Source organism: Georgenia sp. 311, from assembly GCF_006151955.1.
GTDB classification, from domain to species: Bacteria; Actinomycetota; Actinomycetes; order Actinomycetales; family Actinomycetaceae; genus Oceanitalea; species Oceanitalea wutianyii.
The window spans coordinates 1-13,310 of sequence record NZ_VDFS01000039.1; the positions used below are offsets into that span (position 1 = coordinate 1).

The following is a 13,310-nucleotide window of genomic DNA, read 5'->3' on the forward strand; positions in this document are numbered from 1 at the left end:
CCCCGAAAGACCGGACGCCATCAGATCTAAATGGCATCAAAAAACTTGGCACACTGTTGAGTTCTCAAGAAACAGACACACACCGCCGCGAACACGACCATCAGATCGCATCCCGGCCGGGGCTGGCCGTTCAACTTTACCCGCGGAGACTCCCACACACAACTTCAGTCGGTGTGATCCCCGCCTCCGGGTCCTCATGCGAACTCTGCGGCTCAGCCACAGTCGCTAGGATGAGGGCTGCCTCTCCCGGGACCGGCCACCGGGCCTCTCGGCCTCGTGTCCGTGCCTCCCTGGGGGGCAACGAGGTGAAACATTACGGCCTTCCCGCACCGACGTCAAACGGCGCGAGAACCCCCGCCGGCGACGTCGCCGAATCGTCTCTGACCTGCACGTTCACGACTCGCAGCCGGGCCGCCCACGGGGCCGCGGGCGGAAATCTGTTCGTGAGGCCTCGTTCACACCCGAGCGGTGCTCCGCCTGCGCCCCCCGGCACCGAGGGCCGTACTGGGCCCGCCCGCGCGGACGCCGGTCCGCGGCCACCCCGCCGGCTCCGTGGCGACTCGGTCGGCCGGCGATCTCCTTCGGCCTGCGGGCTGGGTCCATGTGCGGGCGGCTCCGCACACGCACGGACGCGGAGCGGTCGTCGCCCGTGTCTGACGGCGGGGGCCGAGCGCTGGGCGCCAGTCGGTCGGGCCGGCTCCGCACCGCCGGCGTCTCCAGCTGTCCGGGCCGGCGTGCTCGGTCGGCCGTGACGCCGCGGCCTGGACGACGACGTCGGCGTACCTGGGGATGTGTCTCGTCGGGACGCCGCCCCGAGTGGCCACCGGTCCGCGCTCGGCTCGGCGGCTTCCCGTGGCGCGTCGCCTCCCCTCCTCCGCGGAGCGGCGAGACGGCAGCCGGGCTGCGGTCGACGACGCCGGCACTGCTCCTGCTGCATCCTCACGGAGCTCCAGGCGTCCGGGCCGGGTACGACGAAGGGCCCCGGCCGCAGAATTCTGCGGGCGGGGCCCTTCGGGTGGCGGTAGCGGTGGGATTTGAACCCACGGTGGCTTGCACCACACAGCATTTCGAGTGCTGCACCTTCGGCCGCTCGGACACGCTACCTCGGCGACCGAGTGTACCGGCCGCCCTCTCCCGTACCCAAAACGATCCCGGAATCCGCGGTGTGGCGCTCACCTCAGGCCTGTCCCACCGGGGCGTCGCCGGTGGGCCGGGGTTAGCCTCGAGGGGTGCAGCACCGCCGTCCGATCATCGTCGCGCCGGGCGCCGAGACGGCCACGCCCGAGCCCGCGGACGTCCCGGCGACGCTCGCACCCGTCGTCGAGATCCTCTCCGCCGCGACGACGACGGCGGCCCTCACCGGCGCCGGCATCTCGACCGACTCGGGGGTGCCGGACTACCGCAGCCCGGGCTCCCCGCCGCGCCGTCCGATGACGCACCAGGAGTTCCTCGCCTCCGACGCCCAGCGGCGCCACTACTGGGCGCGCAACCACCTCGGCTGGCGCTTCCTGCGCGCCGCCCTGCCCAACGCCGGGCACCGGGCGCTCGCCCGACTCGAGCACACCGGCGTCGTCAACGGCGTCGTCACCCAGAACGTCGACCTGCTCCACCTGCGGGCCGGGTCGCACAACGTCATCCACCTCCACGGCCGCTACGACCGGGTCGTGTGCCTCCAGTGCGGGACGGTGATCTCGCGGGAGACCTACGACGCCGTCCTCACCACGCTCAACCCGGGCTGGCGCGAGCGCCACATCGACGACGTCGAGCTGGCCCCCGACGCCGACGCCGCCCTCGAGAGCACCGCAGACTTCCGCATCGCCCCGTGCGCGCGCTGCGGCGGCGTCCTCATGCCCGACGTCGTCTTCTTCGGCGGCACGACGCCGCGCGCCCGGGTCGAGGCGGCGCGGGCGATCGTCGCGGAGGCCGAGGCGCTGCTCGTCGTCGGGTCCTCGCTCGCGGTGATGTCGGGGCTGCGGTTCGTGCGCCAGGCCGCGAAGGAGGGCAAGCCGGTGGTCATCATCAACCGGGGGCCCACCCGCGGGGACGCACTGGCCACGCTCAAGGTCGAGATGAGCACGACCCGCGCGCTCACCCACCTCACCGAGGTGCTCTGAGGCTCACCGGCGCGCGGCGAAGAAGTCGCGCAGCAGCCGCGCGGAGCGCTCCTCCTCCACCCCGCCGACGACCTCGGCACGGTGGTTGAGCCGCGAGTCGCGCACGACGTCGCGCACCGACCCGCACGCCCCGGCCTTCGGGTCCCACGCGCCGAGCACCACCCGCTCCAGACGCGCGAGCACGATCGCGCCGGCGCACATCGTGCACGGCTCGAGGGTGACGACGAGCGTGCACCCCTCGAGGCGGACCGAGCCCACCGCCGCGGCCGCGGCGCGGATGGCGAGCATCTCGGCGTGCGCCGTCGGGTCGTTGTCGACCTCGCAGCGGTTGCGCGCCGTCGCGAGCACGCGACCGGCGGGGTCGAGCACGACGGCACCGACGGGGACGTCACCGTCGCGCGCCGCGTGTTCCGCGAGCTCCAGGGCGGTGTCCATCGCCACGTTCCACACTGCCATGACCTCTATCCTGCCCGCGGCCACCCTCACCCGGTACGTTCTACCCATGCGCCTGCACGTCGCCGACCATCCGCTCATCGCCCACAAGCTCACCGTCCTGCGGGACGAGAGGACGGAGTCGCCGACCTTCCGGCTGCTCGTCGACGAGCTCGTCACCCTTCTCGCCTACGAGGCCACCCGCGAGGTGCGCACCACGCAGGTGGAGATCACGACGCCCGTCGCCGCCGCGACCGGGACCCACCTCGCCTCCCCGCGGCCGCTCGTCGTGCCGATCCTGCGCGCCGGCCTCGGCATGCTCGAGGGCATGACCCGCCTGCTGCCGACGGCCGAGGTGGGCTTCCTCGGGCTGCAGCGCGACCACCACACCCTCGAGGCGATCACCTACGCGAACCGGCTGCCGGACGACATCAGCGGCCGCCAGGTCTTCGTCCTCGACCCGATGCTCGCGACCGGCAACACCCTCGTGGCCGCCATCGAGTACCTCCTCGAGCGCGGGGCGCGCGACGTCACGGCGATCTGCCTGCTCGTCGCGCCGGAGGGCCTGCGCACCGTGGAGCAGACCGTCGGCAAGCGCGGTGAGGTCAAGATCGTCACCGCCGCCGTCGACGAGCGCCTCGACGAGAACGCCTACATCGTGCCGGGCCTCGGCGACGCCGGCGACCGCCTCTACGGCGTCGTCGACTGAGCCTGCCGCTTCCCACTCTGCGCCCGCTCCTGCGACTGCGCGCCCGCTCTGCCGGGCGCACGGTCGCGGGAGCGGGCGCACTGTCGTTCCCGCGCAGCTGTTCCTGTTACTGATGTTACGAATGTGACAGAAGTCCACTGCTGTGGCTACGCTGACGCCAACCAACCGGTCCGTCGGCCCTCCACCCTCCCGCCGCCGGGCCCCGGTGGTGGAGGGTGCGCGCCTAATGGCGCTGGAGGATCCTCGTGACACATCGACACCGGGCGGCAGGGCGCCGCTCACGTCGCGTCCTCGCACGTCTGGGCACGGTAGCCACCGCCGTGACGCTCGGGGCGACGGTCCTCGCGAGCACGGTGACCGCTGCCCCGACGCTCCCCGGCTGGCTGCTCCTGCCCCTCGAGGCCAGCGGCATGCCCGCCCACCTCACCATCCCGCTGACCGTCACCGCCCCGCCCGAGCGCGCCGAGGTCATGATCGACCTGGCCGACTACGTGGCCGCGCAGGAGACGACCAAGGCCCCGGTGGCGCCGCTCGTCGCGCCCGAGCCGCCGGTCGAGAAGGTGGAGCCGGCCCCGCTCGTCGCGGAGCCCGCACCGGTCACCACGCCGGAGGGCGAGACGCCCGTCCTCGTACCCGACGACGCCGAGGCGACGGTCCCGCAGGTGGAGGAGACGACCGAGCCGGTCCCGGCGCCGGACCCCGAGCCGGAGCAGCTCCCCGCCGTCGTCCCCTCGCCGGAGCCGGAGCCTTCGCCGGAACCGGAGCCCGAGCCCGAGCCCGTGCCGAGCGAGCCGGCGCCGCAGCCCTCGCAGGCCCCGGAGCCCGAGCCGGCGCCGAGCACCTCCCCCGAGCCGGAGACCACGCCGATACCTGCGCCCACCACGCCGGCTCCGGCCCCCGAGCCCTCGCCGTCGCCGTCGCCCACCCCGTCTCCGAGCCCGACGCCGTCGCCCACGCCGACGCCGACGCCGACGCCCGAGCCGACGCCCGAGCCGCAGCCGGCAGGGGACGCCGCGACTGCCCGCAGCACCCTGTTCGGGCTCGTCAACGCCCACCGCGCCAACCACGGCCTGCCGCCGCTGCAGTACGACGGCCACCTGCAGAACGTCGCCCAGAACTGGGCGAACCGGCTGCGCACGATCGACGCCGTCCAGCACAACCCGTACTACCGCAGCCAGGTCGGATGCTTCGGCGGCACGTGGGGCGGGTGCAGCGAGCTCATCATCCGCAACACCGGCGGCGCGCAGATGAACTTCGGGTCGCTGCTGCGCTGGATGCACGCCTGGTGGGTCGGCTCCGCGACCCACAACCAGGCGATGCTCGACCCGCGGTACACCCACGTGGGCTACGGGTTCGTGTGGAGCGAGTCGGGCACGCCCTACGCGGTGGCGGTGCTCGCGCAGCGGTACTGACGCGCGGCGTTGTTGAGGCTCAGCGCACGCGGAAGCCCTGCTCCCCCTCGGGCTCCGTGACGCGCACGGAGACGTCGTCCACGCGCGCCGCGGGCGGGCCGGTGCGCAGCCAGCGCAGCACCCGGTCGACGGCGTCGTCCTCCCCTTCGAGGACCGCCTCGACCCGACCGTCGGGCAGGTTGCGCACCCAGCCGGCGACGCCCGCGCGCTGGGCCTCGGTCGCGCACGACCAGCGCATCCCCACGCCCTGCACCCGCCCGGTCACCGTCACGTGGCAGCGCCGCATCCCTGCTCCTTCCGTCACGGGCGAGCCTGCCACCTCCTTGCGCTCGTGTCCCGGCCGTGTCCGGCCGGTCCGCTTGCCAGGATGTGCCCATGCCCGACGACGCCGTCCACCTCGCTGCCCCCGTCCCCGACGTCCTCGGGGAGCCGTGGGTCCAGCGCCGTATGACGCTGCGGCCCTCCGCGGACTACGACGGGCACGCCGAGGCGGTGCTCGTCCACCAGCGGGAGCCGGTCAACCGCCGTGCCGTGCTCTACCTCCACGGGTTCACCGACTACTTCTTCCAGGCCGCCCACGCCGAGCGTTGGGTCGCGGCCGGGTTCGACTTCTACGCCCTCGACCTGCGCACGAACGGTCGCGCCGTCGGCGAGCGGACGCGGCCCGGGGACGTGCGGGACCTGCGCCACCACGACGAGGAGATCGACGCCGCCCTGCGCGCGATCCGGGCCGACGGCCACGACCAGGTCGTGCTGCTCGGGCACTCGACCGGTGGGCTCGTCGCCGTCGGCTGGGCCGACCGGCACCCGGGCGAGGTGGACGCGATCGTGCTCAACAGCCCGTGGTTCGACCACAACGGTCCCTGGGTCGAGCGCGTCGTCCTCACCCCGCTCGTGCGGCTGCTCGCCCGGTGGCTGCCGAGCGTCGTCGTCGGGCACCTGCGCGAGCACTACGGGCGCCACCTGCACGCCTCGACCGGCGGAGCGTGGGAGTACGACCTCGCGTGGAAGGCGTTCGCCGGGTTCCCGATGCGTGCCGGGACGTTCGCGAGCGTGCGCCGGGAGCAGGCGCGGCTCGCGCGGGGACTCGCGGTCGACGTGCCCGTGCTGCTGTGCTGCTCGACGCGCTCCGGCTCCCCCAGCGACCCGACCCCGGAGGAGCTGCGCGGGACGGACTGCGTCCTGGACGTGCGGCACATGGTGGCCCGCGCGCCGCTCGTCGGGCCCGATGTCACGGTCGTGCAGGTGGAGGGCGGGATCCACGACCTCGCCCTGTCCGACGCACCGGCGCGTGAGGAGTACGAGCGGGCGGCCATCGAGTGGGCGACGGCGCGGCTTTTGAGGGGTCCTGCTCGGCCCTGATCCCGATGTCGGTGGCACCTCCTATGGTTGGAACACGCGTTCGAACCAGGGAGGTGAGCACCGGTGGTCACGACGACCCCGCTCGGCCCACGCCCCCTGGCCGACCAGGTGCGCGTGAGCGTCGCCGCCCTGCGCGCCGGCGCTCCGGGTGAGGGCGCCGGGGGCTGGACGGGCGAGGAACGCGAGGCGGTCGTCGCCGAGCTCGACGCCGCGATCCGTGACCTCACCGTCTACCGGGGCCAGGTGTTGCTCGCACACCGGCAGGACGGTCGCTGGGGCACGGTGACCGACCGCGACTTCGCCGACTACCGTTCGCGGTCCACGGGGATCGGCCGCGGCGCCGCGGTCGGGGACCTGCAGCTGGCCGAAGGGCTCGAGGCGATGCCCGCCGTCGCCGGAGCCGTCGAGAGCGGGGACCTCACGCTGGAGCACGCGAGGACGCTCACCCGTCTTCAGCGTGGCGCGTCGCCGGCGGTCCGCGGGGCGCTCACGGAGGGCGGGCTGGACGGCCTGCTCGAGCGCGCGGCACGCGAGCGACTCTCCGCGCCCGACCTGGGCCGGGCGGCGAAGGCGTGGGCGGCCACAGTCGACGCCGCGGCCGCCCAGGCCGAGTTCGAGTCCGTGCGGCGGCGCCGCACGCTCACCCTCCGCAGGCAGGCCGGCGGGGTCGCCGGGGAGTTCTTCCTCGACCCGGTCGCCGGTGAGGAGCTGCGCATCGCGCTCGAGGCCGTGGCCGGGCGGCCAGCGGCGGCCGAGGAGCGCACCCGCGAGCAGCGCATGGCCGACGCCCTCACGACGATGGCTGGCCGGGTGCTCCAGGTCGGCGCCGACCGCGCGGGAGCGCAGGTGCAACCCCATCTCGCGCTGCTCGTCTCGGAGCAGACGTGGGTCGGCATCCGCCGACGTCGTCGGGCCGCCCACCCCACCGGGCCGACCACGCCCTGGCCGGACGTCCCTGCCGGGCAGCTGGAGGACGGCACGCCCGTGCCCGTCGGGGAGCTCGAGCGACTCATGTGCGACTGCGAGACCACCCGCGCGGTCATGAGCGCCGCCGGGGTGCCGCTGGACGTCGGACGCACCCAGCGCCACCACACGAAAGAGCTGCGTCGCGCGGTGCTCACCCGCGACCGGCACTGCCAGTGGCCGGCCTGCCGCCAGCGGGCGTCGTGGTGCGAGGTCCACCACCTCACGTGGTGGTCCCGCGGGGGCACCACCACCCTCCTCGACGGCATCACACTGTGCTCCTACCACCACCACCGCGTGCACGAGACGGACGCCGTCATCACCCCGCTGGCCGACGGCTTCGACTTCCACCACCGCTCCGGAGCGCACATCGGCACCACCCGGCGCGGCGACGGAGGTGTGCTCGCCCCGGACCCCGAAGCCGCCCGGCAGGCCGTCGCGGCCGTGCGTGAGGGTGATCCTCGACCCGGCGGAGCTGAACCGGCCGGCGGGAGAGGGGACAGCTGCGTCCGCACCCGGGGAGGGTGGGATCCCGGCGCCGCCGAGAGGACCTCTGGTCGCGGAGCCTCACCACCACTGGTCAGCTCCGGGTCACCGCCGTCGGTCGCCGGATCGGCGCGGCGTCCTGGAGTCGCCGGCACGGCGCAGCTCCCGGTGAGAGTCGCCGACAAGACAGGACGCCCTCCGAGAACCGCCGACACGGCACAGCGCCCGGCGAGAGCCGCCGGCACGACGCAGCACACGGCGAGAACCGCCGGCACGACGCAGCGCCCGGCGAGAGCCGCCGACACGGCACAGCACACGGGGGACGTACTGGCCAGACCGCCACCACCGGGCCCGACCGAGAAGTCCAGGCGCACCGCCACCGCCGGCCGGGGCGCGCCCGAGCCGAGTCACCCCTCGAGCTACGCCGCCGCGCCCACGCTGTGGGGGCCGGACCCGCCCTTCTGACCCCTCGACCCGGCGCTCCGTCAGGGACGGGGCGCCGGGTGCGGGCGGTGTGCGGCCCGCGGGTGCGGGGCGCATGGGTGTGCGGCGCACGGGTGCGGGTATGAACGCAGGTCGCGAGGTTCGGTCAGCGCGACGTGCCGGTGCGCGGCTCCTCGGTCTCCCTCGCCTCGCACCCGGCGCCGACCGACGGTGCGGTCTGCCGGACCGGACGGCAGATCCCCCGGTCGGTGACGCGGGGTCGCACGTGGGCACGGGAGTCGTCGCGCGGCGCGTCGGTGGCTCGCGGACGAGCGCCGGCACCGGACTCCCCGCGCTCCTGGACGGCGGCGTCCTCGTCCTTCGGCGCGTCGACGGCAGGGCCGACCGGGGTGACGGCCTCGTCGGTGACGTTCACCGTGGCGGGCCCGGCCGGGATGCTCGCGCTCTCCACCGCGCGCTTGACCTCGAGGTCGACGGTGTCGCGCAGCGTCGACCCGCGCATGAGGCCCGCGGCCACCAGCGCCACGACCGAGCAGACCGCCATGATGAGGAAGATGAGACCCATGCCGTCGCCGTAGCCACTGCGCACGATCTCCTGGAGTGGCGCGGGCAGCGCGCCGATGTCGAGGTCCCCGGTCCCGCTCGCGGCACCGGACTCGTAGCCGGCGGCGGTGAGGCGGCTGACGAGCAGCGAGCCGATGTGCGCGGTGAGGATCGCACCGAGCACCTGGACGCCGATCGCGCCGCCGAGCGACCGGAAGAACGCGACGGCCGAGCTCGCGGCCCCCATGTCCTTGAGGGGCACCGTGTTCTGGACCGCGAGCACGAGGTTCTGCATCGAGGCACCCTGACCGATGCCCATGAGCGCGAGGTAGGCACCGACGAGCCACAGCGGCGTGGACGCCCCGACCGTCGCCATGAGGCCCACACCCAGCGCCTGCACCGAGAGCCCTGCGATGACGTAGCGCTTCCACGTCCCCCTCCGGCTCACCAGCCGCCCGGCGATCGTCGAGGAGAGGAACACGCCGAGCATCATCGGCACCATGAGCAGCCCGGCCGCGGCAGGGCCGTAACCGCGCCCGATCTGGAAGTACTGGCCGAGGAACACCGGCGCGGCGAACATGATGACGCCGACCGAGAAGCTCGCGACGATGCTCAGCGCCGTCGTCCGCTCGGTGAGGATCCACATCGGCACGACCGGCTCCGCCGCACGCCGCTCGACGAGGACGAACACGACCGTACCGAGCACCGCTCCGCCGATCATCGCCGCGCTCGTCCACGACACCCACTCGAAGTACGTGCCGGCGAAGGAGAGCCACAGCAGCAGGAGGGTGACCGACAGGACGATGAGCGCCGAGCCGGTGTAGTCGACCTTCGGCTTGCGCCGGGTGCTCGGCGGCACGACCAGGCGCCGGTGCAGCACCCAGATCGCGATGAGCGAGAACGGGATGGCGCTCCAGTACGTCCAGCGCCAGCCGAGCCACGGGGTGTCGACGATGACCCCACCGATGAGCGGCCCGGACACGGTCGCCACGGCCATGACCGCGCCCATGTAGCCGTTGTACCGGCCGCGCTCCCGCGGGGAGATGATCGAGGCGATCGTCACCTGGACGAGCGCCATCTGCGCGCCCATCCCCACGCCCTGGACCACCCGGAACGCGATGAGCATGTTCGGGTCCTGCGCCATCCCGGCGAGCAGCGAGCCCACGCTGAACAGCCCGATCGCCATGAGGAGGAGCTTCTTCTTGTCGAAGAGGTCGGCGAGCTTGCCGAAGATCGGGGTGCTCGCCGTCGAGGCGAGCAGGGCCGCGGTGACGATCCACGTGTACTGCAGCTGGGAGCCACCGAGGTCGGCGATGATCACCGGCAGCGCGTTGCCGACGATCGTGCCCGAGAGCATGGCGACGAACAGCGCCAGGAGCAGGCCGGTCAGGACCTTCATGACCTCGCGGTGCTTGGTCTCCTCGGCCGGGCCCCGGCGGCTGCCGCCGAGCCTCCCGCGGCGGGACGGACGCGCCATCAGCGGCCCACCTCCTGTGCCGCGTCGAGGAACCGGGAGACCGTCCCGAGCGTCGCGTTGAGGTCGGCGACCTCGTCCTCGTCCCACCCGGCGAGCGCCTCCTGCAGATGACGACGGCGCAGCCGCCGCACCTCGGCGAGCGTCTCCTCACCGCGCTGCGTCAGGCGGATGAGGGTGGCACGCCCGTCGGCCGGGTCGGGCCTCCGCTCGACGTTGCCGCTCTGCTCGAGCTGGCTCACGTGCCGGCTGATCACCGACGGGTCGACGAGCAGCTCCTCGGCGAGGTCGCTCATCCGCGACTCCCCGAGTCGTGCGGCGACGGCGAGCACGGTCACCTGGGCGGCCGGCAGACCGGACTCCCGGTAGACCCGCAGGGTGAGGTTGCGGTGGCGGCGGGCGACGTCGGCGAGGGCGTCGATGAGGCCCTCGAGAGCGTCGGTCGGAGCAGAGGTCACGATGCACGATTCTAACTGTTACATGCTGCATGCATCTATCTGCGGACGGGGTGACCTCCGTCTCCGGACCGGGGCGCCGGGCCCGGTCAGTGGTCGCGCAGCGCCGTGACGAGCTCGTCCTTCGTCATGCTCGACCGGCCCTCGATGTCGAGCTCGCTGGCACGCCGGCGGAGCTCCTCGACGGTCCAGTCCTCGTAGGACCCGGACCGGCCACCCTTCGCGCCCACCTCCCCGCGCGAGCGGTTCGCGGCGGCGTTGGCGATCCGCGCCGACTTCTCCTTGGAGTTCCACTCCTCCCGCAGCGCCTCGTAGAGCTCCTCGTCCTTGACGCTCGGGCCGGGGTCCTGCTTCGCGGGCATGGTCGCCTCCTTCTCCTCGGGACGAACAGGATCGGCCGGGGCACGGGCGATCGCATCCGCTGTGTCCACCCGCGGGTGGACCCGCAGCCTCCACCCGGGAGTGGATGCCGCCGTCCTGCGGTCAGCCTGCTACCCGACGCGGCGAGGACCTCCCCCGCCCCAGGCTGGCCGTATGACCGCACACGCCTTCGCCTCGCCCCCTCCGACCCGAGCCGCGGTGCCCGTGCTGCGGGCCCGCGGCCTCACCAAGACCTACGGGATGACCCACGCTCTCGCCGGCGTCGACCTCGACCTGCTCGCCGGGCAGTCGGTGGCCGTCATGGGCGCCTCCGGCTCCGGGAAGACCACCCTGCTCCACTGCCTCGCCGGGATCGTCCGGCCGAGCAGCGGCAGCGTCGTCCTCACCACGAGCCAGGGCAGTGTGGAGGTGAGCGCCCTGCCCGACTCCCAGCGCTCGCGCCTGCGCCGCGAGCGCCTCGGCTTCGTCTTCCAGGAGGGCCTGCTCATCCCCGAGCTCACCGCGGTGGAGAACGTCGCCCTCGCGCTCATGCTCCGCGGGGTGCCCCGGCCCGCGGCCGAGCACCACGCCGGGCTGTGGCTGCAGCACCTCGGCCTGGCCGGCATGGAGGACCGTCGCATCGGTCAGCTCTCCGGCGGGCAGGCCCAGCGGGTCGCGATCGCGCGCGCCCAGGTGACGGGGGCCGAGGTCGTCTTCGCCGACGAGCCCACCGGCGCCCTCGACCACGCCACCTCCCGGGAGGTCATGCACGCCCTCCTGCAGGCGACGGTCGGCGGGGGCCGCACCGTCGTCGTCGTCACCCACGACGACGCGGTCGCCGCCCAGTGCCAGCGCGTCGTGCGGCTGCGCGACGGCCGGGTCGTCGCCGACTCCCTGGAGCAGGCGTGAGCACGCCCGCGACGCCCGCCCCTCCCCCGCCGCCCGCCGGGGACCGCGGCCCGGTCGTCCTCCGGGCCGCCCGGCTCTTCGCCCGCCGCGACAGCCGCACCTCGGCAGTGCTCGTCCTGCCGGTCGTGGCCTTCGCGACGACGACGACGCTGCTCCTCGTCGTCCTCGCCGGCGCCATGTCCTTCCTCCGGTGGGACGACGACCTCGCGGTGACCTACCAGCTGCTCGCGGCGCTGGCCGTCGTCCTCCTCGTCGTCCCGCTCGCCTCGCTCGGGGGCGCGGCAGCGCGGCTCTCGGCACGTCGCCGGGACGACCGGCTCGCCACGCTGCGACTGCTCGGCGCCACGACGGCCACCGTCGCGCGGATGACCGTGCTCGAGTCCGCCGCGGTGGCGCTCGTGGGTGCCGTCGTCGGCGTCGTCGGCTACGTCCTCGTCGCGCCCTTCGTCCAGCTCGTCCACTTCCGGGGCGAGCCGATCGGCGGGGCGTTCTGGCTCGCGCCCTGGGTCGTCGCCGCCGCTGTCGCCGCGGTCGTGCTGCTGGCCGCGGTGAGCGCGGTCGTCGGGCTGCGGCAGGTGAGCATCTCCCCGCTCGGGGTCCGGCGTCGGCAGGACGTCCCGCGGATCGGGTGGGCCCGTGCCGTCGTCAGCGCCGTCGTCATCCTCACCGTCATCCTGGCGATGCAGGGCGAGTACGCCGATCTCGCGGTCCTCGTGGCCGTCGTCCTCGGCGGGTTCGCGGCGGCGCTCGGCGTGCTCAACCTCCTCGGCCCGTGGGTGGTCTCGGTCATCGCACGGCGTCAGGTGCGTCGAGCCGACCGCCCGGAACGGCTGCTCGCCGCACGGAGCATGGCCCAGTCCCCCAAGGCGGTGTGGCGACAGGTGAGCGGCGTCGTCATGGCGTGCTTCGTCGCCGTCGTCGCCGGCAGCGGCGTCGCCACCATGGCGATGGCGGACGACATGCCCAGCCACAAGGACCAGCTCCTCCTCGTGGACGTGCAGACCGGCATCCTCATCACCGTCGTCGCGAGCTTCCTCATGGTCGCCGCCTCGGCCGGCGTCACACAGGCGGCCGAGGTCCTCGACCGGGGCGAGCTCTACCGCAGCCTCGACAAGCTCGGCGTGCCCGAGGCGACGATGGTCGCGGCGCAGCGACGCACGATCATGACCCCGCTCGTCGTCATCACCGCGATCTCCGTGGTGCTGTCCGCGACGCTCGTGCTGCCGCTCGTCGGGATCGCCGTCGTCACCGCGCCGGTGAGCGTGCTCGTCACGGCGGGCTGCATCGTCGCCGGCGTGCTCCTCGTCCGGCTCGGGGTCACGACCTCACGGACCGTGCTGCGCGGCGTGCTCGCGGAGGGACGGTCGTGACCGCCGCGATCGACCGGGGCGCCTGGGCGGCCCCACGTCCCGGGAGCCCGGTCGCCGACGAGCCGCAGACGCCCGGCAGGGGCCGCGCGCTCACCTGGCTCCTCCTCTTCCTCCTCGGCACCGGGCTCGTCGCGGTCGGCCTCGCCCTCGGGCTGGGGGCGGTGTGGGAGGACCTCTTCGCGTGGGCGCTGCCGCGCGTCGCCGGCGAGCCGTTGCCCGGCTGACCCCGGCAGCCCCGAAGCATGCCGGTGGCCGGGCTCCGCGGAGCCCGGCCACC

At 74.0% G+C, this 13,310-nt stretch carries 13 protein-coding genes and 1 tRNA gene; 8 read left to right on the forward strand and 6 right to left on the reverse strand.

Features of this window, described 5'->3' with window-relative positions:
* Window positions 1–1,016: 1,016 nt before the first annotated feature.
* A tRNA-Ser gene (locus tag FHE66_RS08015) sits at window positions 1,017–1,104 on the reverse strand.
* A 125-nt stretch (window positions 1,105–1,229) separates the two neighbouring features.
* Between FHE66_RS08015 and FHE66_RS08020 the strand changes: the two genes are divergently transcribed.
* Window positions 1,230–2,114: an NAD-dependent protein deacetylase gene (locus FHE66_RS08020; protein WP_255303652.1), complete on the forward strand. Its 885-nt coding sequence runs from the start codon at window positions 1,230–1,232 to the stop codon at window positions 2,112–2,114.
* A gap of 3 nt (window positions 2,115–2,117) precedes the next feature.
* Here the strand turns inward: FHE66_RS08020 and FHE66_RS08025 are convergent, their stop codons facing one another.
* On the reverse strand, window positions 2,118–2,549 hold the full coding sequence (locus FHE66_RS08025) for a nucleoside deaminase (protein ID WP_139072502.1): 432 nt from the start codon (window positions 2,547–2,549) through the stop codon (window positions 2,118–2,120).
* Between the two features lie 67 nt (window positions 2,550–2,616).
* Between FHE66_RS08025 and upp the strand changes: the two genes are divergently transcribed.
* The gene (gene upp, locus FHE66_RS08030) at window positions 2,617–3,255 is read left to right on the forward strand and encodes a uracil phosphoribosyltransferase (RefSeq protein ID WP_139072504.1); all 639 of its coding nucleotides are present in this window, start codon (window positions 2,617–2,619) and stop codon (window positions 3,253–3,255) included.
* A 320-nt stretch (window positions 3,256–3,575) separates the two neighbouring features.
* On the forward strand, window positions 3,576–4,667 hold the full coding sequence (locus FHE66_RS08035) for a CAP domain-containing protein (protein WP_139072449.1): 1,092 nt from the start codon (window positions 3,576–3,578) through the stop codon (window positions 4,665–4,667).
* A gap of 19 nt (window positions 4,668–4,686) precedes the next feature.
* On the opposite strand, the gene FHE66_RS08040 is transcribed toward FHE66_RS08035, so the two are convergent.
* Window positions 4,687–4,953: an acylphosphatase gene (locus FHE66_RS08040; protein ID WP_139072450.1), complete on the reverse strand. Its 267-nt coding sequence runs from the start codon at window positions 4,951–4,953 to the stop codon at window positions 4,687–4,689.
* Between the two features lie 89 nt (window positions 4,954–5,042).
* On the opposite strand from FHE66_RS08040, the gene FHE66_RS08045 reads away from it, so the two are divergent.
* Both FHE66_RS08045 and FHE66_RS08050 read left to right on the forward strand, forming a co-directional pair.
* A complete protein-coding gene (locus FHE66_RS08045) occupies window positions 5,043–6,029 on the forward strand; it encodes an alpha/beta hydrolase (protein WP_139072451.1) in 987 nt (328 codons plus the stop codon).
* Window positions 6,030–6,092: 63 nt separating this feature from the next.
* Window positions 6,093–7,943, forward strand: coding sequence for an HNH endonuclease signature motif containing protein (locus tag FHE66_RS08050; protein ID WP_139072452.1), 1,851 nt, complete (start codon window positions 6,093–6,095; stop codon window positions 7,941–7,943).
* Between the two features lie 124 nt (window positions 7,944–8,067).
* Here the strand turns inward: FHE66_RS08050 and FHE66_RS08055 are convergent, their stop codons facing one another.
* From FHE66_RS08055 to FHE66_RS08065, 3 genes are all read right to left on the reverse strand, one after another.
* Window positions 8,068–9,942, reverse strand: coding sequence for an MDR family MFS transporter (locus tag FHE66_RS08055; RefSeq protein ID WP_218013658.1), 1,875 nt, complete (start codon window positions 9,940–9,942; stop codon window positions 8,068–8,070).
* The gene (locus FHE66_RS15720) at window positions 9,942–10,397 is read right to left on the reverse strand and encodes a MarR family winged helix-turn-helix transcriptional regulator (RefSeq protein ID WP_218013659.1); all 456 of its coding nucleotides are present in this window, start codon (window positions 10,395–10,397) and stop codon (window positions 9,942–9,944) included. The genes FHE66_RS08055 and FHE66_RS15720 overlap by 1 nt, the downstream gene beginning before the upstream one ends.
* A gap of 86 nt (window positions 10,398–10,483) precedes the next feature.
* Window positions 10,484–10,756, reverse strand: a complete 273-nt coding sequence (locus tag FHE66_RS08065; RefSeq protein ID WP_139072454.1) for a Rho termination factor N-terminal domain-containing protein — start codon at window positions 10,754–10,756, stop codon at window positions 10,484–10,486.
* Between the two features lie 172 nt (window positions 10,757–10,928).
* Here FHE66_RS08065 and FHE66_RS08070 point away from each other — a divergent pair, with 172 nt between their 5' ends.
* Genes FHE66_RS08070 through FHE66_RS15725 form a run of 3 tightly spaced genes read left to right on the forward strand, consistent with a single transcriptional unit; the run spans window position 10,929 to window position 13,257 of the window.
* Complete coding sequence (locus FHE66_RS08070; protein ID WP_139072455.1) at window positions 10,929–11,663, forward strand: ABC transporter ATP-binding protein; 735 nt, start codon at window positions 10,929–10,931, stop codon at window positions 11,661–11,663.
* A complete protein-coding gene (locus tag FHE66_RS08075; protein ID WP_255303653.1) occupies window positions 11,660–13,033 on the forward strand; it encodes an FtsX-like permease family protein in 1,374 nt (457 codons plus the stop codon). Before FHE66_RS08070 ends, FHE66_RS08075 begins: the two co-directional genes overlap by 4 nt.
* The gene (locus FHE66_RS15725; RefSeq protein WP_218013660.1) at window positions 13,030–13,257 is read left to right on the forward strand and encodes a hypothetical protein; all 228 of its coding nucleotides are present in this window, start codon (window positions 13,030–13,032) and stop codon (window positions 13,255–13,257) included. The genes FHE66_RS08075 and FHE66_RS15725 overlap by 4 nt, the downstream gene beginning before the upstream one ends.
* The last annotated feature ends 53 nt before the right edge of the window (window positions 13,258–13,310 follow it).